This window comes from Pseudoxanthomonas spadix BD-a59 (genome assembly GCF_000233915.3).
Taxonomy (GTDB): Bacteria; Pseudomonadota; Gammaproteobacteria; order Xanthomonadales; family Xanthomonadaceae; genus Pseudoxanthomonas_A; species Pseudoxanthomonas_A spadix.
The window spans coordinates 3187533-3208129 of the sequence record NC_016147.2; the positions used below are offsets into that span (position 1 = coordinate 3187533).

At 68.4% G+C, this 20597-nt stretch carries 17 protein-coding genes; 12 read left to right on the top strand and 5 right to left on the bottom strand.

Annotation, left to right across the window (positions count from 1 at the left end):
* Positions 1-65: 65 nt before the first annotated feature.
* From DSC_RS14390 to DSC_RS14415, 6 genes are read left to right on the top strand one after another with little or no spacing between them, the layout of a single operon-like run.
* Positions 66-2906, top strand: coding sequence for a monovalent cation/H+ antiporter subunit A (locus DSC_RS14390; protein ID WP_014161931.1), 2841 nt, complete (start codon positions 66-68; stop codon positions 2904-2906).
* Complete coding sequence (locus tag DSC_RS14395; protein WP_014161932.1) at positions 2906-3286, top strand: Na+/H+ antiporter subunit C; 381 nt, start codon at positions 2906-2908, stop codon at positions 3284-3286. Before DSC_RS14390 ends, DSC_RS14395 begins: the two co-directional genes overlap by 1 nt.
* Entirely contained in the window at positions 3283-4818 is a 1536-nt protein-coding gene (locus DSC_RS14400) for a monovalent cation/H+ antiporter subunit D (protein ID WP_014161933.1), read from the top strand. Before DSC_RS14395 ends, DSC_RS14400 begins: the two co-directional genes overlap by 4 nt.
* Entirely contained in the window at positions 4818-5303 is a 486-nt protein-coding gene (locus DSC_RS14405; RefSeq protein ID WP_014161934.1) for a Na+/H+ antiporter subunit E, read from the top strand. Before DSC_RS14400 ends, DSC_RS14405 begins: the two co-directional genes overlap by 1 nt.
* A gap of 20 nt (positions 5304-5323) precedes the next feature.
* A complete protein-coding gene (locus tag DSC_RS14410) occupies positions 5324-5584 on the top strand; it encodes a K+/H+ antiporter subunit F (RefSeq protein WP_043291457.1) in 261 nt (86 codons plus the stop codon).
* A complete protein-coding gene (locus DSC_RS14415; RefSeq protein WP_014161936.1) occupies positions 5581-5907 on the top strand; it encodes a Na+/H+ antiporter subunit G in 327 nt (108 codons plus the stop codon). Before DSC_RS14410 ends, DSC_RS14415 begins: the two co-directional genes overlap by 4 nt.
* 76 nt (positions 5908-5983) lie before the next feature.
* On the opposite strand, the gene DSC_RS14420 is transcribed toward DSC_RS14415, so the two are convergent.
* From DSC_RS14420 to DSC_RS14440, 5 genes are all read right to left on the bottom strand, one after another.
* Positions 5984-7228: a DUF819 family protein gene (locus DSC_RS14420; RefSeq protein WP_014161937.1), complete on the bottom strand. Its 1245-nt coding sequence runs from the start codon at positions 7226-7228 to the stop codon at positions 5984-5986.
* A gap of 83 nt (positions 7229-7311) precedes the next feature.
* Positions 7312-8031, bottom strand: a complete 720-nt coding sequence (locus DSC_RS14425) for a M15 family metallopeptidase (RefSeq protein WP_014161938.1) — start codon at positions 8029-8031, stop codon at positions 7312-7314.
* Positions 8028-8819 carry an N-acetylmuramoyl-L-alanine amidase gene (locus tag DSC_RS14430; protein ID WP_014161939.1) on the bottom strand — a complete coding sequence of 264 codons (792 nt, stop codon included), beginning with the start codon at positions 8817-8819 and terminating at the stop codon, positions 8028-8030. The genes DSC_RS14425 and DSC_RS14430 overlap by 4 nt, the downstream gene beginning before the upstream one ends.
* 40 nt (positions 8820-8859) lie before the next feature.
* Complete coding sequence (locus tag DSC_RS14435) at positions 8860-10467, bottom strand: serine hydrolase domain-containing protein (protein WP_014161940.1); 1608 nt, start codon at positions 10465-10467, stop codon at positions 8860-8862.
* Between the two features lie 68 nt (positions 10468-10535).
* On the bottom strand, positions 10536-13445 hold the full coding sequence (locus DSC_RS14440) for a TonB-dependent receptor plug domain-containing protein (RefSeq protein WP_014161941.1): 2910 nt from the start codon (positions 13443-13445) through the stop codon (positions 10536-10538).
* Positions 13446-13898: 453 nt separating this feature from the next.
* Here DSC_RS14440 and DSC_RS14445 point away from each other — a divergent pair, with 453 nt between their 5' ends.
* The 6 genes from DSC_RS14445 (at position 13899) to DSC_RS14470 (ending at position 20521) form a co-directional block, all read left to right on the top strand.
* Positions 13899-15308: a C40 family peptidase gene (locus DSC_RS14445; protein WP_014161942.1), complete on the top strand. Its 1410-nt coding sequence runs from the start codon at positions 13899-13901 to the stop codon at positions 15306-15308.
* Positions 15305-16402, top strand: a complete 1098-nt coding sequence (locus DSC_RS14450; RefSeq protein ID WP_014161943.1) for a dipeptide epimerase — start codon at positions 15305-15307, stop codon at positions 16400-16402. The genes DSC_RS14445 and DSC_RS14450 overlap by 4 nt, the downstream gene beginning before the upstream one ends.
* A gap of 81 nt (positions 16403-16483) precedes the next feature.
* Positions 16484-16948, top strand: a complete 465-nt coding sequence (locus DSC_RS17025; RefSeq protein WP_193384088.1) for a hypothetical protein — start codon at positions 16484-16486, stop codon at positions 16946-16948.
* 601 nt (positions 16949-17549) lie between these two features.
* Positions 17550-18401 (top strand): MurR/RpiR family transcriptional regulator, encoded by an 852-nt coding sequence (locus DSC_RS14460; protein WP_014161945.1) that lies wholly within the window; start codon positions 17550-17552, stop codon positions 18399-18401.
* Positions 18402-18419: 18 nt separating this feature from the next.
* Positions 18420-19223, top strand: a complete 804-nt coding sequence (locus tag DSC_RS14465; protein ID WP_014161946.1) for a L,D-transpeptidase family protein — start codon at positions 18420-18422, stop codon at positions 19221-19223.
* Positions 19220-20521 carry an APC family permease gene (locus DSC_RS14470; protein WP_014161947.1) on the top strand — a complete coding sequence of 434 codons (1302 nt, stop codon included), beginning with the start codon at positions 19220-19222 and terminating at the stop codon, positions 20519-20521. The genes DSC_RS14465 and DSC_RS14470 overlap by 4 nt, the downstream gene beginning before the upstream one ends.
* Positions 20522-20597: the final 76 nt, after the last annotated feature.

A 20597-nucleotide genomic window follows, 5' to 3' on the forward strand; every position in this document is an offset into this window, starting at 1 on the left:
CAGCGGCCCCTGCACACCGCGGCTGTTATCCTCGTGCGTTGCTCGCGAATCGCTGTATTGCCTGCATGCCGCAAACCCTCGATCTGCTGCTGGCCCTGCCCTTTGTGATGGCAGCGGCCGTGGCTGCCGCCCATCGACTGCCGCGCACGGTCATCGCCTGGATCGCCGCGCTGGCCCCATTGCTGGGGCTGGTCCTGCTGGGCGCGATGACACCGGCGATCCTGGACGGCCAGGTGCTGCACAGCCGCCACCTGTGGCTGCCGCGGATCGGTCTGGAATTCACCCTGCGGCTGGATGGATTTGCATGGATGTTCGCCATGCTGGTGCTGGCCATCGGTGCGCTGGTGATCATGTATGCGCGCTACTACCTGAGCCGCAACGACTCGCTGCCGCGCCTGCTGGCCTTCCTGCTGCTGTTCATGGGTGCGATGCTGGGCGTGGTGATCTCCGGCAACCTGCTGCTGCTGAGCGTGTTCTGGGAGTTGACCAGCCTGACCTCGTTCCTGCTGATCGGCTTCTGGTCGCATCGCCAGGATGCCCGCGAAGGCGCGCGCATGGCCCTGGTGATTACCGGCGGCGGTGGACTGGCCCTGCTCGGCGGGGTGCTGCTGATCGGCCGCATCGTCGGCAGCTACGACCTGGATGCGGTCCTGGCCGCCGGCGACGCCCTGCGTGCCAGCCCGCTGTATCCCTGGGCCCTGTCCCTGGTGCTGGGCGGCATCTTCACCAAGAGCGCGCAGTTTCCGTTGCACTTCTGGCTGCCGCAGGCCATGGCCGCGCCGACGCCGGTGTCGGCCTACCTGCACTCGGCCACCATGGTCAAGGCCGGGGTCTTCCTGCTGGCGCGCCTGCACCCGGCACTGGCCGGGACCGACCTGTTCTTCTACACCGTGTGCACCATCGGTGCGCTGACCCTGCTGGTTGGCGCGTGGAACGCGATCTTCGAGCACGATCTCAAGGGTCTGCTGGCGTATTCGACCATCTCGCACCTGGGCCTGATCACCATGCTGTTCGGCCTGGGCACGCCGATGGCGGTGGTGGCCGGCGTGTTCCACATCCTCAACCACGCCATCTTCAAGTGTTCGCTGTTCATGGCCGCCGGCATCATCGACCACGAGACCGGCACCCGCGACATCCGCAAGCTGGGCGGCCTGCGCAGGTTGATGCCTTTCACCAGCGCCCTGGCGATCATCGCCTCGCTGTCGATGGCCGGCATCCCGCTGCTCAACGGTTTTCTGTCCAAGGAAATGTTCTTCGCCGCGGCCATCGAAACCGATGCGCCGCTGCCGATGCGCATCTTCACCGGCATCACCGCGCTGCTGGCCGGCGTGCTGGGCGTGGCCTACAGCCTGCGCTTTGTCTACGAAAGCTTCTTCGGCGATGGCCCGCGCGGGCTGGACACCCTCCCGCATGAGCCGCCGCGCTGGATGAAGATCCCGGTCGAGGTGCTGGTGGTGCTGTGCGTGGCGGTGGGCATCGTCCCGGCCCTGACCGTGGCCCCGTTTCTGCATGCCGGCGCCGGCGCGATCCTGGGCAGCGCCATGCCCGACTACAGCCTGGCAGTCTGGCATGGCCTGAACTGGCCGCTGGCGATGAGCATCGCCGGGATCCTGGGCGGGGTGCTGCTGTACTTCGGCCTGGCCAGGCTGCTGAACCTGCACGCGGTGGTGACCCGCGCCATCGGCCGCGACCTGTTTACCTACAACCTGGAACTGCTGTTCGTCGCCGGCAGCCGGATCACCCGGGCCCTGGCCAACGGCAGTCTGCAGCGGACCCTGCTGTGGCTGGTGCTCAGCGCGCTGCTGGTCATGGCGCTGCCGCTGCTGCTGGACCCGGGCACGGCGCTGGCCTGGAACGGCGGCTGGCGCACGCCCATGCAGTGGCCAGGCTGGGTGCTGTGGCTGCTGATGCTGGTCCCGGCATTGACCGCCCTGCGCCTGTACCGGCACCGGCTGCTGGCGGTGGCCTGCATCGGCGGCACCGGCCTGGCCGTCAGCCTGAGCTTCGTGTTCCTGTCCGCGCCGGACCTGGCCCTGACCCAGCTGATGGTGGAGATGGTCACCCTGGTCCTGCTGCTGCTGGCGATGAACTACCTGCCCGAGCGGTCGCCGCGTGAGACGGGCCTGCCACGGCGCCTGCGCGACGGCGCCATCGCGCTGGTGGCCGGCAGCGTGGTCGGCGCGCTGGCCTGGGCGATGATGCTGCGCCCGCACGACACCATCGCGGTGGAGATGCTGCAGCGCTCGCTGCCGCAGGCCTGGGGCCACAACGTGGTCAATGTGATCCTGGTGGATTTCCGCGGCTTTGATACCTTCGGCGAGATCACCGTGTTCGCCATCGCCGGACTGGTGGTGCATGCACTGTTGCGGCGCGCGCGGATGGCGCCGGAACGCCACTTCGACGGCCCGCCGGTGGACCTGTCGATGCCGGCCAACCTGATGCAGGTGCTGGCGCCAATGGTGGCAGCCACCTCGATCTACCTGTACCTGCGCGGCCACAACGCGCCCGGCGGCGGTTTCATTGCCGGGCTGGTGCTGGCGGTACCATTGCTGATCCAGTACGTGCTGCAAGGCGCGCGTTCGGTCGAGTCGCGGCTGGGTTTCGACTTCATCCGCACCATCGGCATTGGCGTGGTCCTGGCCCTGGCCAGCGGCGCGGCCTCGATGCTGTTCGGTGCGCCGTTTTTGACCAGCGGCCATCTGCAGCTGCAGCTGCCGCTGATCGGCGAACTGGAACTGCCCAGTGCGATGGCCTTCGATACCGGCGTGTACCTGGTGGTGTTCGGCGCGGCCATGCTGATGCTGTCGATGATGGGCACCATCAAGGGCTCGCGCACCCGCAAGACCCAGCGTGGGGTGGTCGACAGCTCGGGCCGCTCGGCCTTCACTGGCGAGGAGCCGGTCTGATGGAACTGGCCTTGGCCACCGCCATTGGTGTGCTGACCGCGGTGGCGGTCTACCTGATGCTGCGCGCGCGCAGCTTCGATGTGATCCTGGGGCTGACCTTTCTCAGCTACGCCACCAACCTGCTGATCTTCGCCGGCGGCCGCCCGGTGGTGGGCAAGGCGCCGATCATCGTCGAGGGCATGCCGGCCGATCTGGCCCACTACACCGATCCATTGCCGCAGGCGCTGGTGTTGACCGCGATCGTGATCTCCTTTGCGATGACCGCAGTGAGCATCGTGCTGGCCATGCGCAGCCGCGCCGACAACGGCGGCGACCACGTCGATGCCCATGACGCCGCGCCCGAGGAGGCGCGCAGCAACCCGGGTGGGGGCGGCCGGTGAACCATCTGCCGATCCTGCCGGTGCTGATCCCGATGGCCGGCGCTGCCGTCTCGCTGATGGTCGAACGCCGCCGCTTCGGCGCGGGTGTGCGCCGCCTGGTGGCGTGGCTGTCGATGGCCGCCCTGGCCGCGGTGGTGGCGATGCTGGTGGCCGACGCCGCCCGTGGCCAGGTGGGTACGTATCTGCTGGGCGACTGGCCGGCGCGGCTGGGCATCGCCCTGGTGGCCGACCGGCTGTCGGTGTGGATGGTGGCGGTGACCACGCTGCTGGCCGCGGCCAGCCTGCTGTACGCCTGCAGCGGCTGGGACCGGCGCGCCCCGCACTTCCACGCGCTGTTCCAGTTCCAGTTGATGGGCCTCAACGGCGCGTTCCTGACCGGCGATCTGTTCAATCTGTTCGTGTTCTTCGAAGTGATGCTGATCGCCAGCTACGGCCTGCTGCTGTCCGGCGGGCGCGGGCTGGGCATGCGCAACGGCTTTCATTACGTGGTGTTCAACGTCACCGCCTCCTCGCTGTTCCTGATCGCGCTGGGCCTGCTCTACGGCCTGCTGGGCACCCTCAACATGGCCGAGCTGGCAGTGCGCATCAGCCAGCTGCCGGCGGCCAACGTGGCACTGGTCAAGGCCGCAATCGGCCTGCTGCTGGTGGTGTTCTGTGCCAAGGCCGCGCTGTTGCCGCTGTATCTGTGGCTGCCGGACACCTACGCACGCGCACCGGCGGCGGTGGCGGCGCTGTTTGCGGTGATGACCAAGGTCGGCCTGTATGCGGTGCTGCGCGTGTCCACGCTGCTGCTGGGCGCTGGCGCAGGCGCGCTGGCCGGCTACGGGCAGTCCTGGCTGCTGGTGCTGGGCGCTGCGACGCTGATCGTGGCCGCACTGGGCGTGCTGGGTTCGGCGCGGCTGCCGGTGATGATCGGCTACCTGGTGGTGTGGTCGGCCGCGACCCTGTTTGTGGCCTTTGCCCTGGGTGAGCCGGGCACGGTGGGCGCGGGCCTGTACTACCTGGCCCATAGCTGCTTCACCACCGCGGCCTTGTTCCTGATCGCCGGCCTGATCCGGCGCCGGCACGGCAGCGCCGACCAGGACGATTCCCTGGCCGCGGCACTGCCCGGGCGCACCTGGCCGGGGGTGCTGTTCCTGATCGCGGGTGTGGCGGTGGCCGGCTTGCCGCCGCTGACCGGCTTCCTGGGCAAGGCCGCGCTGCTGGCGGCCACCCCGCCTTCGCAGGTGGGTCTGGTCTGGAGCACGGTGCTGGTCAGCAGCCTGATGGTGATCATCGGCGTCAGCCGCGCCGGCGTGCGCCTGTTCTGGCAGGCCCCGGCCAGGCTCGAAGAGGCCGGCCCGGTCAGGACCGCGCCGGCGCGCCCGGTGGCCACCATCGCGGCCACCGTCCTGCTGGGCTACGTGGTGGCCATGAGCGTGTTCGCCCAGCCCCTGCTGGTCTACACCGATGCCACCGCGCGCCAGCTGCAGGACACGGCCGGCTATGTCGACCATCTACGCGGGCTGGCGCCGGCCAGGAGGCAGCCTTGATGCGCCGCTGGCTGCCCTCGCCGTCGCTGAGCGTGGCCCTGCTGGTGTTCTGGCTGCTGCTCAACCACAGCGCCTCGCCCGGGCAGGTCCTGCTGGGCGCGGCGTTGGCCCTGGCCATCCCGCTGCTGGCCCGGCGCATGGACCACGAGCACTGCCCGACCGGATCATTGCGCGGCGTGCCCCGGCTGGCCGTGGTGTTTGCCTGGGACATCATCAGATCCAACCTGATCGTGGCCGCGCAGGTGCTGGGCCCCGAGTCCAGGATCCGGCCCGGGTTCGTCTGGGTGCCGCTGGACATCGGCAACCTGCGCGGCATCACCGTGCTGGCCAGCATGATCAGCCTGACCCCGGGCACGCTGTCGGTGGTGCTGACCGACGATCGCCGCCATCTGCTGGTGCATGCGCTGCACCTGGACGATGCCGACGCGCTGGTGCGCCAGATCAAGACCCGCTACGAAACCCCGCTGATGGAGGTCTTCCCGTGAATACCACCGCCCTGCTGGACATGACCGTCACCGGCGCGCTGGGCGTGGCCTGTCTGGCCCTGCTGCTGTGCCTGTGGCGGCTGGTGTTCGGGCCCACCGTCAGCGACCGGATCCTGGCCCTGGACACGCTCTCGGTCACGGCAATCGCCGTGCTGATGCTGTGGGGCATGCAGCTGGATTCGACCGTGTACTTCGAGGCCGCGCTGGTGATCGCCATGCTCGGCTTTGGCAGCACCGTGGTGCTGAGTAAATTCGTGCTGCGCCGGGACATCGTCGAATGAACGCAGCCATCGACCTGGTGCTGATCGCGCTGCTGGTGGCCGGCAGCATCTTCATCCTGGTCGGCGCACTGGGCCTGGTGAAACTGTCGGACGTGTTCGCCCGCCTGCACGCGCCCACCAAGTCCAGCACCCTGGGCGTGGGCTGCGTGCTGCTGGCCTCGGTGGGCTATCACCTGCTGCAGGGCGAAGGTCTGCAGCTGCGCGAGCTGCTGATCACCGTGTTCCTGTTCATCACCGCGCCGATCAGTGCGCACCTGATCGGCAAGGCGGCGCTGGCGTTGCTGCCCGGGCACCAGCCCGCGCCGCCGCCCGGGGACGATTGATCCAAGCCGGTCCAGCGTTACGGGGTTCAACCGGGCCCGGCGCCGGGCTGCATGACCGCCGCCGGCTTGCGTGCCCTCAGCCCGCGCCGGCCATCGCGCGCAGGCCGATGCCGACCAGGTAGGCCAGCACCGTGCCGGTGGCATAGCCCAGCGTGCCCAGCAGCGCGCCGATCGGCGCCAGTGCCGGGTGGAACACCGCGGCCACCACCGGTGCCGAGGCCGGTCCACCGATGTTGCTCTGCGAGCCCATCGCGAAATAGAACAGCGGCGCCTTGAGCAGCCGGCCCAGGCCCCACAGCAGCACGATGTGCACCGCGATCCAGACGATCCCCAGCACGAACAACCACGGCCGTGCCAGCACCGCGCCGATGTCCATCTGCATGCCGATGGAGGCGATCAGCACGTACAGCAGCAGCGTGCCGATCTTGGAGGCCCCGGCGCCGTCGAGCTGGCGCGCGCGGGTGAAGCTCAGGCCCAGTCCGGCCAGGGTGGCCAGCAGCACCACCCACACGTAGGGCGAATCCAGGCTGATCCGATGCGCCCATGGCAACGGCGCAAACCAGCCGGCCAGCGGCACCGAGACCGCATGCGCCAGCCCGACCACGCCGAAGGCCAGCCCGATGATCAGCATGAAGTCGGCCTGGGTCGGGATGCGCGCGTGCTGGGCGTTGTAGGCGGCCAGGCGCTGCTTGAGCGTCTCGATCGCCGCGGTGTCGGCCCCGGCGCGCGCGTCGATCGCCTTGGCCCGGCCGGCCAGGAAGATCAGCACCGCCATCCACACGTAGCCCACGCCCACGTCCAGCACCACGAACTGGCCGAAGGTGGTCTCATCGACCTCGAAGACCTCCTTCATCGCCACCATGTTGGCGCCGCCGCCGATCCAGCTGCCGGCCAGCGCGGCCATGCCGCCCCAGGTGTCGCCGGCGGTGGTTTGCGGATGCATCTGCTGCATCACCCAGAAGGCGACGAAGGCACCGAGCATGATGCTCAACGAGGCGCCGAAGTACATCGCCAGCAGCTTCCAGCCCAGGCCCATCACCGCCTTCAGGTCGATGGTCAGGGTCAGCAGTACCAGCGCCGCCGGCAGCAGCACGCGGCTGGCGATCGGGTTGTAGAGCTGGCTGCCGGTGCCATCGATCAGGCCGATGGAATTGAAGATGCCGGGGATGAAGTAGCACAGCAGCAGCGGCGGCACCACGCCGTAGAACTTCTGCCAGAAGCCCTTGAGCGAAGCGGTCCAGAACACCAGCGCCAGGGTGGCGGCGATCAGGCCGAACAGGACGATGTCGTTCTGGATCAGGGCGTGGGAGGAGTCAGGCATGGCGCTCGATGGTAGGGGCCGCACGCGCGCGTGCAAGCACGCCCGGGCGAGGATGGCAGGCAGTGACCTGGATCAATCGGCGCTCAACGCACCGGCACGTCGTAGGCCAGGCGCGGCGTGGGTTCGGGCTGGAAGGTGTAATGCCACCATTCCCTGGGATAGTTGACAAAACCGCGGCGCGCCATCGCTTGCAGCAGCAAGCTGCGGTTCTCGCGCTGCGCGGCGGTGATGTCCGCTGCATCGGTATGCGCGCGCGGGTCGAAGAAATCGAACGGCGTGCCCATGTCCAGCGCATCGCAGCCACCGTCCGTGCAGCGCACCAGGGTCAGATCGACGGTGGCGCCGCGGCTGTGGCCGGAGACGGGTGCCACGTAGCCATCGGGGATGATCCGCGCCTTGTCCAGGGCCGGGTAGAACTCGGCTTTCATCTTCTGGTCGGACAGGTCGTCGGCCCAGCGCACGAAGGCCTGCACCGCGCGCACCGGGCGATAGCAGTCGAACAGCTTCAGGCCCAGGCCCTGTGCGCGCAGGTCGGCCTGCACCTGCGCCAGCGCGCGCGCCACCGGCCGCAGCAGCAGGCACTTGGGGGCCTGGTAGCCGTCCACCGGCGCACCGATGAAGTTGTCCGATCCGGCGTAGCGGATGTCGCGCTGCACCTGTGGCATCAGCGTGGCCACGTCCACCAGGTCGACCTGCGCCGCGTCGGTCGCCGGCGAGATCGTCACCGGCGCCTGTGCCAACGCCGGCGCCAGGGCCAGCAGCGCTAACAGCACCCAGGCGATGCGGCGCGCGCGTGCGCTCACATGCCGTCCTCTTCACCCGCGGCCGGCGGCAGCGGCAAGGTCAGATCGTGCAGGATGCGCAGGTCCTCCGCGTCCAGCGTCTTGCCTTCCATGCCGCGGAAGTGGTGGTGGAACGACTGCACCGCAGCGCCGCGATCGGCCAGCGGATAACCCAGCGCGGCCAGTGCCAGCCATGGATCGAAATCGGCCGGGGCCGGCGGCGCATCGGCGCGCGGCCAGTGGCCAAAGCCTGCATCGGCCAGCTGCTTCCACGGGAACAGCGGGCCCGGATCGACCTTGCGGCCCGGCGCCAGATCCTCGTGGCCGATGATCGCCGTGCGCGGAATGTGGTGGCGCTGGCACAGATCGCCCAGCAGCAGGATCAGGCTGTCGATCTGGGCGCGGGCGAACGGGCTGTTCCCGTCGTTGTCCAGCTCGATCCCGATCGAGGCCGAGTTGACGTCGCCGATGGTGCCCCAGTAGCCGGCACCGGCGTGCCAGGCGCGGCGCTCGTCGCTGACCAACTGGTAGCGCTTGCCGTCGGCACCGATCAGGTAGTGCGCGCTGACCGGCCCCTTGCTGTTGGCGGTCTTGAGTGTCTTCAGGCTCTGCGCAACCGAATCCTGGTCGGTGTAGTGGATGACCACCAGCACCGGGCCGCGCTTGTTCTGGTTGGGCGATCTTTCCCACTGCGCCAGCGGGTTCCTGTCCGGCAGGCTGGCGCAGCCGCCCAGCACCAGGGCGCACAGCAGCGCGCCGAGCAGGGCCAGGTGGCGGCGTGGACGTTGATTGCACGGGGTCATGGTCATCAGGAATTGGCGTTGCAGGGAAGGGTCAAGGTGCGCGCGGTCATTGCGCCGGGCACGCGCCGCTGCGCTGGAAGTGCAGGTCGCGGTAGTCGTAGCTGAAGTCGGCATCCGGATCGATCGCCGCCAGGGTCAGGGTGACCGCATCACCGGTGCCGGCGAAGCTCAGCCACGGCTCGGCATCGACGCTGGCATCGTCCCAGTCCACCAGCAGGCGCTGGCCCACGCGCATCACCTTGCCATGCATGCGCGGCGACTTGGCCGCGCGGAATTCGGTCTGGTTGCCGGCCGGGCAGAGGCTGACCTGGCCGAACCACGCATCGGTGTACACGCCCTGCCAGCTGCGCGCCTGGTCGGCATGCACCGGCGTGCGCGCAGAAGTGTCCGGCACCGCATCGGGCGAGGTCGCGGTGGCCTTGGCCCGGTCGCCTTCAAGCAGCGCGGCGTAGTGGTCCACGTCCAGCGCAGTGTCGCCGCGGGTGTAGTGCTTGGTCAGCGCCTCGGTCAGGGTGGTGCGCGCGGCCTGCCCTTGGCCATTGATCAGCACCACGAAGCCGACATGGCGATCCGGCAGCAGCGTCACCGACGAATACATGCCCGCAAGCGTGCCGGTGTGCGCCACCCGCCACTGGCCGTCCACGTCCGACAGGCGCCAGCCATAGCCATAGCCGTACAGATGCGTGCCATCCCATTCGCGCAGCTGTCGGCCGATCGGCATCGGCGTATGCAGGGTCCACAGCGCGTTGCGCTGCTGCGCCGAGAGCCACGGCTGCCGGTTGCCATCGTCCAGCCACATGCGCACCCAGCGGGCCATGTCGCGCACGCTGCAGCGGATCCCGCCGGCGGACATCGACGGATTGTCCGGAACCTGCGCGGGGTCCTCGCGCACCACCACGTTGCGCCCGTCTTGGACCATGTGCGGCTGGGCGACGTTGCCCACCGCGTCGCGGTCGAAGGCACCGACCTGGCAACGGGTCATGCCCAGTGGGCCAAACACCTGCTCGCGCACCAGTTGGTCGTAGGGCTTGCCACCGGCGGCGGCCGCCACTTCGCCGGCCACCACGTACATCAGGTTGTCGTAGGCGTAGTGCGCGCGGAAGCTGTGGGTGGGCTGCAGGTGCGCCAGCCCGGCGATGATGTCGGCACGGGTGAAGTCGTTGGGCTCCGGCCACAGCATCAGGTCGCCTGCGCCAAGGCCCAGCCCGCTGTTGTGGATCAGCAGGTCGCGCACCTGCATGTTCTCGGTGACCCACGGATCGGCCATGCGGAACTGCGGCAGGTAGCGGGTCACCGGGTCGTCCCACTGCAGCTTGCCCTGGTCCACCAGCCGCGCCAGCACGCCGGTGGTCATGGCCTTGGTGTTGGAGGCGATCTTGAACAGCGTGTCGGCATCGATCCGCTGGCCGCTGCCGGCGCGTGTTTCGCCAGCAGTGCGCAAATACACGACACGGCCATCCTCCACCACCGCCACGGCCAGGCCCGGCAGCCTGTAGCGGGCCATGGCCTGGTCGAACAGCACATCGAAGACCTGCGGCGCCGGGCTGACTGCAGGGGTCTGTGCCACGGCCGGCAGCGCCAGCAGCGCCGCGCACAGCGCCGGCCACAGCCGGCGCGCGGTCCAAAAGAAAAGCTTGCGGCGAACTGGAAACATGCGGGCAACCGGGCAGCGAACCGGCCTGCATCGTGCCGCAACGCACGGCCCGATGCAGACCACCGCGTTCAATAGAATTTGTACTCCAGGGCCAGCGTATAGGCTCGACCGCGCGGGTCGGCCACGCGCGGTTCCCAGCCGGCACCGGCGGCGTAGTCGTTCATGTGCGCGGTGAACGGCGGGTCCTCGTCAAGCAGGTTCTTGATGCCCAAGGTGATGCCCAGCTTGTCCAGGCCCTTGTAGCTCACCGAGTAGTTGTAGGTGGTGTAGCTGGACACGTCCGGATCCCAGTTGGACGGGATGAAGGTGCCGTTGCGCACGCTGACCGGTTCCTCGTCCTTGTAGCCGCCGCGGTAGATCTGGGTCAGCGACTGGGTCCAGTTGCCGCGCAGATAGCTCACCCCCAGGGTGTGTTTCCAGCGGATCGGCAGGCTGTAGTAGCGCACGTACTCGCCGACCAGGTTGTCGGTATAGGGCAGGGTGCCCAGGTCCTTGGTGCGGTAGGTGTCCAGGTAGCTGCCGTTGAGGTGCACGCGCCAGTCGCCGCCGAGCACGTCGTCCAAGGTCAGGTTGATGTCGGTCTCGATGCCGCGCATCAGGCTGCCGCCGGAATTGATGTAGCGCTGGTCGATGGCGGTGATGTTGCCGTTGCCGTCGCGGATGAAGTTGGAGGCGAAGGTGTCGTAGTTGTCCACCAGGGTGTCGATGGAGATGCCCGAGCGGATGGTCTTCTCGCGCTTGATCTCCCACCAGTCCACGCTCATGTTGAACCAGTCCACCGGCGCGATCACCACGCCCAGACTCTTCTGCCTGGATTCTTCCGGGTCCAGGTCCTGCTTGCCGCCGGTGAGCAGGTCGGGCTGGATGGATTCGCAGCCCGGCACGGTCGGCGAGGCCACGCCACCGGGACAGGTCGCCGGATCGGCCAAGTCCAGGCCGGTGTAGGGGCTGAGCGCCTCGCCGTAGAACAGCTGGTTGAAAGTGGGCACCTTGAAGCCGGTGCTGTAGGCGCCGCGGAAGGCCAGCCCGTCGAGCGGCTGGTACTTGAAGGAGACCTTCGGGTTTTCGGTGCCACCGAAGCCCTCGTAGTGGTCGTAGCGCTCGGCCAGGGTCAGTTCCAGCGTATCCAGCAGCGGCAGGTACAGCTCGGCATAGACCGCCTTGGTGTCGCGGCTGACGTTGCGCAGGATGTTGCCGTTGTCGAATGGCGCCAGGTAGATGCCGTCGAACGGATCGTCGGGGTCGCCCTCGCCTGGCTGGTTGCCACCGAAGTCGTATTCCTCGCGGCGCAGGTCGATGCCGGTGGCCAGCTGCACTTCGCCGCCGGGCAGGCTGAAGCCCAGCCCGCCGGAGACGCTGGCATCGATGCTGGTCATGATCGACTCGCCGCCGTACAGGTCGGTGCCATCGGCCGAGGCATCGGCCAGCGCGGCCATCGCTTCCGGCGTCTGCGCCTGGCCCGGCAGCAGGAACGGATTGAGCAGGCCACTGCCCAGCACCTGGCGCAGCTTGGCGGTGTCGTAGTAACCGCCGCCCAGGGTGGAGGTGGATTTGCTCGACGCCCGCGAGATGCCGGCGTTGTAGTCCCAGCTGCCGATCTGCCCCTCGAAGCCCAGCAGGATGCGGTAGGACTTGGTGTTGGTGGCGATCTGGCGCTGGCCGCACGCGGTGCAGCGCCAGCGGTAGGCGATCGGCGCGCCGTAGTTCAGCTGGCCGGCGCCGAAGTACGCGGCCAGCGCGTCGTAGACCTCGTCGTAGGCCGCGCCGGTGCGGGGGTAGAACGTGCTGGCATTGAAGACGGTGCCGGGCGAGATCTGGTAGGGCTCGAAGGTCTTCTCCACGTCCACTTCCGAACCGGTGAATTCCACGAACATCCGGTGCCGGTCGGAAATCCTGAAGGTCGCCCGGCCGATGATGTCCTTGCTTTCCACCGGCTGCTGCATCACCGCCGCGGCCGGATAGTCGTAGGCGCATGCATAGCGCGCACTGGCCACGCCCCACAGCACGTGGTCGTAGGGCCCCATCAGGCCGTTGCCGCTGCCGCTTTCGCAGCCGGCTGCGCCGGGCAGGTCAAGCGGGTTGATGTACTGCTGGGTCGAGCGGTCGGCCGGATCGATCAGGCCGTTGCCGATCAGGGTGGGCGTGCTGGCGGGGCGGTTGGCGACGGTCGCGTACGGGGTGCCGCGGGTATCGGGCGACAGGCCGCGCTCGGGCTGGAAGGCGTTGGAGAAATCACGGTCATTGCCGCGCAGGATCTCGCTCTTCTTGTAGCTGAAACTGGCAAAGGCATTCCAGCCATCGGTGTCCAGGTCGCCGCCGCCGACCAGCAGGTTGCCGCGATGGATGTTGCCGCCGCCTTCCTCGGTGGTGTCGGTGAACGCCGACAGCGTCAGGCCCCGGTAATCGCTGCGGGTGATGAAGTTGATCACCCCACCGATGGCGTCGGTGCCGTAGATCGCCGAGGCACCATCGCGCAGCACTTCCACCCGCTCGATGGCGGCGAAGGGAATGGAGTTGAGGTCGACCACGCGGCCCTTGAGCCCGTGCGCGGCCACGCGGCGGCCGTTGAGCAGCACCAGCGTGGCATCGGCGCCCTGGCCGCGCAGGTTGGCGCCGGACACGCCGTTGTTGCCGCGCTGGTCCACGCCGGTGACGATGCCCACGTTGCTGGCCAGGTTGTCCGAGCCGTTGCCGGAGACGTTTAGGTAGCTCATCAGCTGTTCGGCCGAACTGATGCCCTGCGCGTCGATCTCGGCCTTCCCGATGACCGTGATCGGCAGCGCGGTCTCGATGTCGGTGCGCTTGATGCGCGAGCCGGTGACGCTGACCTTGTCCAGCTCCTGGGTCGTCGCCTGCGAGGCCTCGGTGACGGGCTCGGACGTGGCTTGCGCGAGGGCGACCAGCGGCGTGCACAGCCAGGCCAGCAGCGCCAGGGTGAGTGTGCTGCAGCGGGGCAGGCAGGAAACTTCAACGGACATGGTCACTCTCTCCTGGGCCGATGGGTGGATACCTGAAAACAGCTGCGCGTCCGCACCGGCGCTCGAAGCTCCCCTTCCGAATGCGGCCACTGGAGCCGACCATGGTCCGCACCGATTCCTTCGGGTCGACCCCCTGCGCACGGACCGGTCGATGGCCTGGTGCGGTACCGCCGCGACCCCACGCCATGCGTTCACCGCCGATCACAGCGACGCACGGGTCCGGAGAACACGCTGTCGCATGGCGCATCCCCCGCCACGCTGTGCGGACGCGGTGACGCGCCCGGCAACATCGATGTAACACGGGACGCAGAGCTCGGTCAATAATTTATTCTTGATTTTTTTGAGCTCCCGAATAACTATTCCTGCACTTCCTGGTTGGAGCCCTACGCCATGACCGGTCAGCCTTCCGCATGGCGACGTGCTACGCGCCCGCCGCACCCGCTCGCCTGGTCGATGCTGTGGCTGGCCTTGCTGGTCGCCACCCCGACCGTGGCCGGCGTGCTCGCCCCGCAGGTACCGGTCGACCCGGTCACTGGCGTGGTGGGCGTCGATCCGCCCAAGCTCACGGCCGAGTACTGGATCGCCCGGCAGCCACAGCCTGACCAACAGCTCCTGGACCGCGCCGGCATCGCCGCGCAGAACGCGCGGATGCGGGCCGAGGATCCGGCCATCCATGACCTGCGCGCGCTGCCAGCCAGCATGCCGGCCGGGATGGTGCGCAAGGAGATCCAGGCCCTGTCCGCCGCGCCCACGCGCACGCTCTACGACATGCATGGCCAGGCCCTGGACGCCGCCGCGCTGGATGCGCTGCAGGCCAGCCTGGCGCTGGAGGCGGTGCCGGCCAGGGTCGCGGTGCGCTACGGCCTGGTCACCCAGCGCGCCGACCTGCGCACCTTCCCCACCACCCGGCGCGTCTTCAGCACCACCGAGAACCACGACATCGACCGCTTCCAGGAAAGCGCGCTGTTCCCCGGCGATGCGGTGGCGGTGCTGCACGAGAGCCGCGACCGGCAATGGCTGTTCGTGACCAGCGAGCGCTACAGCGCCTGGATCGAGAAGCGCCACGTCGGGCTGGGCAGCGCGCAGCAGGTGTTCGGCTACGGCGCGCACGGGCCGTACCGGGTGATCACCGGCGCCACCGCCACCACCGTCTTCACCCCGGAACAGCCGCAGGTCTCGCGGCTGCAGCTGGACATGGGCGTGCGCGTGCCGGTGATCGCCGACTGGAAACCAACCGCGCCGGTCAACGGCCAGCTGCCCTACACTGGCTGGGTGATCCAGCTGCCGATTCGAAATGACGACGGCAGCCTGCGTCTTGTGCCGGCACTGCTGCCGCGCACCGCCGACACCTCGGCCGACTACCTGCCACTGACCCCGCGCAACCTCATCACCCAGGGGTTCAAGTTCCTGGGTGAACGCTATGGCTGGGGTCATGCCTACGATGCGCGCGACTGCAGCGGCTTCACCTCGGAGATCTACCGCAGCTTCGGCATGCTGCTGCCGCGCAACACCTCGCAGCAGGCCGTGAGTCCGGCGCTGGACCGCATCGCCTTCAACCAGGGCGACCCGGATGCCAAACGCACCCGTGCGGTGCGCCAGCTGGCCGTGGGCGACATGGTCTACATCCCCGGCCACGTGATGGTGGTGCTGGGCCATGTGGGCGCGCTGACCTATGTCATCCACGACACGGCCGGTGGCAGCTGGCTGGGGCCGGACGGGGCGCGCGTGGCCGCCCGGCTCAACGGCGTGTCGGTCACCCCGCTCGAGCCGATGCTGGCCAGCGACACCGCCAGCTACATCGACCGCATCACCAACATCCAGCGCGTGCGCCCCCGGCCGGCGACCGCCAAGCAGGCCGAATGAAGATCACCGATATCCAGCTGGGCATGCTGCGCGTGCCGCTCAAGACCCCGTTCAAGACCGCGCTGCGCATCGTCGATACCGTGGAGGACGTGGTGGTGCTGATCCGCACCGATACCGGCCACACCGGCCACGGCGAGGCAGCCGCCACCGCGGTCATCACCGGCGACACGCTCGGCTCGATCATCACCGCCATCGACAGCTTCATCAAACCGCGCCTGATCGGCCAGGACGTGGCCAACCTCAACCAGCTCACCGCCCTGGTGCAGTCCGCACTGGAGCGCAATACCAGCGCCAAGGCCGCGGTCGAAATCGCCCTGTACGACCTGTGGGCGCAGCTCTACGGTGCGCCGCTGTACCGGCTGCTGGGCGGCGGCGACCCGGTGATCACCACCGACATCACCATCAGCGTGGACTACATCGACAAGATGGTGGCCGACGCGCGCGCGGCGCTGGAGCGCGGCTTCGAATCGCTCAAGATCAAGGTCGGCAAGGACCTGGGCCTGGACATTGAACGGGTCAAGGCGATCCACGCCGCAGTCGAGGGCCGCGCCCTGCTGCGCCTGGACGCCAACCAGGGCTGGACCGCCAAGCAGGCCGTGTACGCCATGCACAAACTGGAAGAAGCCGGGGTGGTCCTGGAGCTGCTGGAGCAGCCGGTCAAGGCCGCCGACATCGAGGGCCTCAAGTACGTCACCGACCGGGTCAACACCCCGGTGATGGCCGACGAAAGCGTGTTCGCCCCGCAGCAGGTGTTCGACCTGATCCAGCGTCGCGCCGCCGACATCATCAACATCAAGCTGATGAAGACCGGCGGCATCTCCAACGCGATCCGCATCGCCGACATCGCCGCGCTGTACGGGGTGGACTGCATGATCGGCTGCATGATCGAGTCCTCGATCAGCGTGGCCGCCGCGGTGCACGTGGCGGTGGCCAAGGCCGATGTCATCACCAGGATCGACCTGGACGGCCCCTCGCTGGGCCAGTTCAATCCGGTGGTGGGCGGGGTGCTGTTCAACGAATCGGAAATCAGCATCCCCGATGCCCCTGGGCTTGGCATCCAGGAAATCCGCGGACTGCAGATGCTGTCGCCATGAGCGAGGTGGGCGCGGTTACCACGGCTCCTGCTCTTGAGCTTGAGCTTGAGCTTGAGCTTGAGCTTGAGCTTGAGCTTGAGCTTGATCCTAATCCTGCTCTTGGTCCTGCTCTTGGTCCTGCTCTTGGTCCTGCTCTTGGTCCTGCTCTTGGTCCTGCTCTTGGTCCTGCTCTTGGTCCTGCTCTTGGTCCTGCTCTTGGTCCTGCTCTTGGTCCTGCTCTTGGTCCTGCTCTTGGTCCTGCTCTTGGTCCTGCTCTTGATCCTGCTCTTGATCCCGCTCTTGACCCTGCTTTTGCTGCTGCCGTTGACGTTGACGTTGCGCTTGATCCTGCCTTTGCTGACCCGGGGCCCCTCCGCAGCGGCAGGTTCGGCGGGGAAATACCCGACGGGCGCCACGCACGGATGCGTGGCGTTCGCGGACGGGACAGGATGTCCCATCCGCGAATCCCGGCCGAACCTGCAAACCCGCAGCGCGCAGCGCGGAGGGCGCGCAGGCGGGGTGTGCTTTCTTTTGGTTACTTTTCTTTGCACAAGCAAAGAAAAGTGACGCGCGCCCGTCAGGGCGTGAAACGCTCCGGCCTTGGCTCCGGCCTTGGCTCCGGCCTTGGCTCCGGCCTTGGCTCCGGCCTTGGCTCCGGCCTTGGCTCCGGCCTTGGCTCCGGCCTTGGCTCCGGCCTTGGCCTTGGCCTTGGCCGGCCGGAGCTGGAAGCGTATTCAAAGGCTTTCACTCCCCTTCGGGGAGCGAGTTACCTTTCTTTGCTCGTGCAAAGAAAGGTAACCCAAAGAAAGCACGCCCCAGGCCTCGCGCCCTGCGCGCCGATGGCGCTCCGGGTCCGCGTCACCGACGGGAATTTTCGGAAGGGGCCTCCTGCCCCTGCCGAAAACGACGCGCATCCATGCGCGTCGCCCCTGCGGGGTTTGGCCCGTCGGCGCCGCCGCTGCGGATGGGGGCCCGGTGAAGCCAACAGCAAGAGCAAGGGCAAAAGCCACAGCCGCAGCCACAGCCGCCGCCGCTGCGGATGGGGACCCGGTGAAGCCAGCAGCAAAAGCAAGAGCAAAGGCAAAAGCCACAGCCACAGCCACAGTCACAGCCGCAGCCACCGCAGCATCAGGCGCCACGTCTGATGCCCCGCGCAGATCACGAGCCCATGCCGCCGCTGGTCAGGATCCGCTCCGAGCGCGACCACATGTCTGCGATCGAGCGCCGGATCGCCGACTACATCCTGGACAACGCCCACCTGCTGCGCGACTACTCTTCCCAGCAGCTGGCCAGCGCGCTGGGCATCAGCCAGTCCAGCGTGGTCAAGTTCAGCCAGAAGCTCGGGTTCAAGGGCTATCCGGACCTGAAGTATTCGGTCGGCCAGGCGGTGGCGCGCGGCGGCGGACCGCAGCCGGCGTCGAATGGCCCGGCGCCGGCCCCTGGCGATGGCTACCAGCAGCTGCAGGATGCGCTGCGCCGCAGCAAGGCCGCGGCCGAGGACGAAACGCGCCTGCTCAATCCGCGCGCGCACATCGAGCAAATCGTGGCGCGGCTGGATCGGGCGCAGAAGGTGTTCGTGTGCGGGCTGGGCGATGACGGCCTGTTCGCGCGCGAGTTCGCCATGCGCCTGTCGCTGCTGGGCATGCTGACCGTGCACCACGCCGATGCGATCCTGATGATGACCAACATCTCGGCTGCGCGGCCGGGCGACCTGATGATCGTGTTCTCCGAATTCGGCAAGCTGCCGCAGCTGTCCCAGCTCTCGCGCACCTTCCAGGACGCCGGTGGCGCAGTGGTGTCCATCACCCGCCACACCGCCAACCCGCTGCGCGCCCACGCCGATGCGGCGCTGGTGGTATCCGCGCACGACCCGGCGCCGCACATCGAGCAACTGCTGTACCGTTCCTCGCTGCAGTACCTGCTGGATTTTTTGTTCGTGCTGCTGTGCCAGACCAACCCCGACCGCGAGCGCCAGCTGGCGGTGAACCTGGAGCGGGTCCAGCGCCTGCTCGATTCCTGACCGCACGCCGGAGTGCCCATGTCGCAGACCGCACCTGTTCCCCGCTTCCGCCGCCTGCGCTGGCTGCTGCTGGCCGCCGCCCTGGCCGCCCTGCCGGGCCTGGCGAAAAAATCACCACCGGCACTGGCGCCGATGCAGCAGGCCCAGCAGCTGGTGGTGGTCACCACCTCGGACTGGGACGACAACCAGGGCCGGCTGCAGACCTACGTGCGCGAAGGCAAGGACTGGAAGCCAGCGGCGCCGGCTTTCGCCGTGGCAATCGGCAAGAACGGCAGCGCCTGGGGCGAGGGACTGTTCCCGGCGCAGCAGGCCGGACCGCACAAGCGCGAGGGCGATGGCCGCAGCCCGGCCGGCATCTACCGGATCGGTGAGGCCTTCGGCTATGCCGCTTCGGTCGATACCCGGTTGAAGTACCAGCAGATGCAGGCCGGCAGTTGGTGTGTCGACGTGCCCGATTCGCCGTTCTACAACCAGATCGTGGACGAGAAGCAGGTCGGCCCACGCGCCGTGGAAGGCGCCAGCGAGCACATGCGCCTGGACCTGCACAACAATGGCGATGTCCGCTACCGGCAGGGCCTGGTGATCGAGCACAACCCCAAGGCCATCCCTGGGCGCGGCAGCTGCATCTTCGCCCACCTGTGGCGCAGCCCGGGCGAAGCCACCGCCGGCTGCACGGCGATGGCGCCGGCCAGTATGGAAGCGCTGCTGGCCTGGCTGGATCCATCCAGGCAGCCCTTGTTCGTGCTCTTGCCCAGGGCCGAATACATCCGCCTGCAGCACGCCTGGTCGCTGCCGCTGCTGACCGCCGGATCGCAACGGTGAGCGCGCCGGCACCGGAACAGGGCGAGCTGGTCCGCGCGGTCAGCCGCTGGCAGATCGTCGGCCTGTCGATCAATGACGTGATCGGCAGCGGCATCTACCTGCTGCCGGCGGCCACGGTCGCGCTGCTGGGTCCGCTGAGCCTGTGGGCGGTGCTGCTGGCCGGGGTGGCAGTGACCCTGCTGGTGCTGTGCTACGCGCAGGCGGCCAGCTATTTCGACCAGCCCGGCGGCAGCTATCTGTATGCACGCGAGGCCTTCGGCCGCTATGCCGGGTTCCAGGTCGGCTGGATGATCTGGCTGACCCGCATCAGCTCGGCCGCGGCGCTGGGCAATGGCCTGGCCGATGCAGTCTCGCGCTTCTGGCCGGCCGCGGGGGCGGGCGGGTGGCGGCTGCTGGTGGTGGTCGGTTCGCTGGCGCTGCTGACCGGCATCAACGTGATCGGGGTGCGCTCGGCTGCGCGCACCGGCGTGGTGCTGGTGATCGCCAAGCTGGTGCCGCTGCTGTTGTTCGTGGTGGTCGGATTGTTCTTCATGGACTGGTCGCTGGCCTTCGCCGGGACCGCGCCCGACCTGGGCGACCTGCCCAACCTGGGCCAGGCGGCGTTGCTGCTGCTGTTCGCCTATGCCGGCTTCGAGAACATCCCGGCCGCCGCCGGCGAGTTCCGCAACCCGCGCCGCGACGTGCCGTTCGCGCTGATCACCATGATCGCCCTGGTGACGCTGATCTACGCGGCGGTCCAGGTGGTGGCGATGGGCACCCTGCCGGGCCTGGCGCAATCGGCCACGCCGCTGGCCGATGCGGCGGCCCGGTTCGGCGGCGAGGGGCTGGCGCTGGTGCTGACCATCGGCGCGGTGGTGTCGATCTTCGGCACCACCAGCAACACGGTGATGCTGGGCCCGCGCTTCCTGTTCGCGCTGGCCAGGGACGGGTTCGGGCCGAAGTTCCTGGCCCGGGTGCATCCGCGCTTCCGCACGCCGGCCGCCGCGATCCTGGTCCAGGGCGTGCTGTCGGTGGCGCTGGCGCTGTCCGGCTCGTTCGAGAAGCTGGCGCTGCTGTCGATGGTCACTCGCCTGCTGGCCTACATCGGCACCGCCGCGGCGGTGCTGGTGCTGGCCCATCGCCGGCGCGACAACCCCAATGCGCTGCGCCTGCCGGGCGGACCACTGATCCCGATCCTGGCCCTGCTGCTGTCGCTGGGCCTGCTGGGCAGCGCCAGCGCCTCCAACCTGCTGGCGGTGGCCGCCGCAGCCCTGGTGGGCACGGTGATCTACCTGTTTCCGCGCAAGGCAGAAACCTAGCAGCCTGTCGGACTTTGGCCGGCCTGGCTGTGCACAAAGCCACGCAACTGTCATGGCAGCTTCATCTGGAGCGGTG

Excerpts from the sequence above, each read along its gene's own strand:
- DSC_RS14395 (WP_014161932.1), top strand. The coding sequence starts at position 2,906 with ATGGAACTGGCCTTGGCCACCGCCATTGGTGTGCTGACCGCGGTGGCG.
- DSC_RS14450 (WP_014161943.1), top strand. The coding sequence starts at position 15,305 with ATGAAGATCACCGATATCCAGCTGGGCATGCTGCGCGTGCCGCTCAAG.
- DSC_RS14465 (WP_014161946.1), top strand. The coding sequence starts at position 18,420 with ATGTCGCAGACCGCACCTGTTCCCCGCTTCCGCCGCCTGCGCTGGCTG.
- DSC_RS14420 (WP_014161937.1), bottom strand. The coding sequence starts at position 7,228 with ATGCCTGACTCCTCCCACGCCCTGATCCAGAACGACATCGTCCTGTTC.
- DSC_RS14445 (WP_014161942.1), top strand. The coding sequence starts at position 13,899 with ATGCTGTGGCTGGCCTTGCTGGTCGCCACCCCGACCGTGGCCGGCGTG.
- DSC_RS14415 (WP_014161936.1), top strand. The coding sequence starts at position 5,581 with ATGAACGCAGCCATCGACCTGGTGCTGATCGCGCTGCTGGTGGCCGGC.
- DSC_RS14390 (WP_014161931.1), top strand. The coding sequence starts at position 66 with ATGCCGCAAACCCTCGATCTGCTGCTGGCCCTGCCCTTTGTGATGGCA.
- DSC_RS14460 (WP_014161945.1), top strand. The coding sequence starts at position 17,550 with ATGCCGCCGCTGGTCAGGATCCGCTCCGAGCGCGACCACATGTCTGCG.
- DSC_RS14440 (WP_014161941.1), bottom strand. The coding sequence starts at position 13,445 with ATGTCCGTTGAAGTTTCCTGCCTGCCCCGCTGCAGCACACTCACCCTG.
- DSC_RS14405 (WP_014161934.1), top strand. The coding sequence starts at position 4,818 with ATGCGCCGCTGGCTGCCCTCGCCGTCGCTGAGCGTGGCCCTGCTGGTG.
- DSC_RS14430 (WP_014161939.1), bottom strand. The coding sequence starts at position 8,819 with ATGACCATGACCCCGTGCAATCAACGTCCACGCCGCCACCTGGCCCTG.
- DSC_RS14410 (WP_043291457.1), top strand. The coding sequence starts at position 5,324 with ATGACCGTCACCGGCGCGCTGGGCGTGGCCTGTCTGGCCCTGCTGCTG.
- DSC_RS14435 (WP_014161940.1), bottom strand. The coding sequence starts at position 10,467 with ATGTTTCCAGTTCGCCGCAAGCTTTTCTTTTGGACCGCGCGCCGGCTG.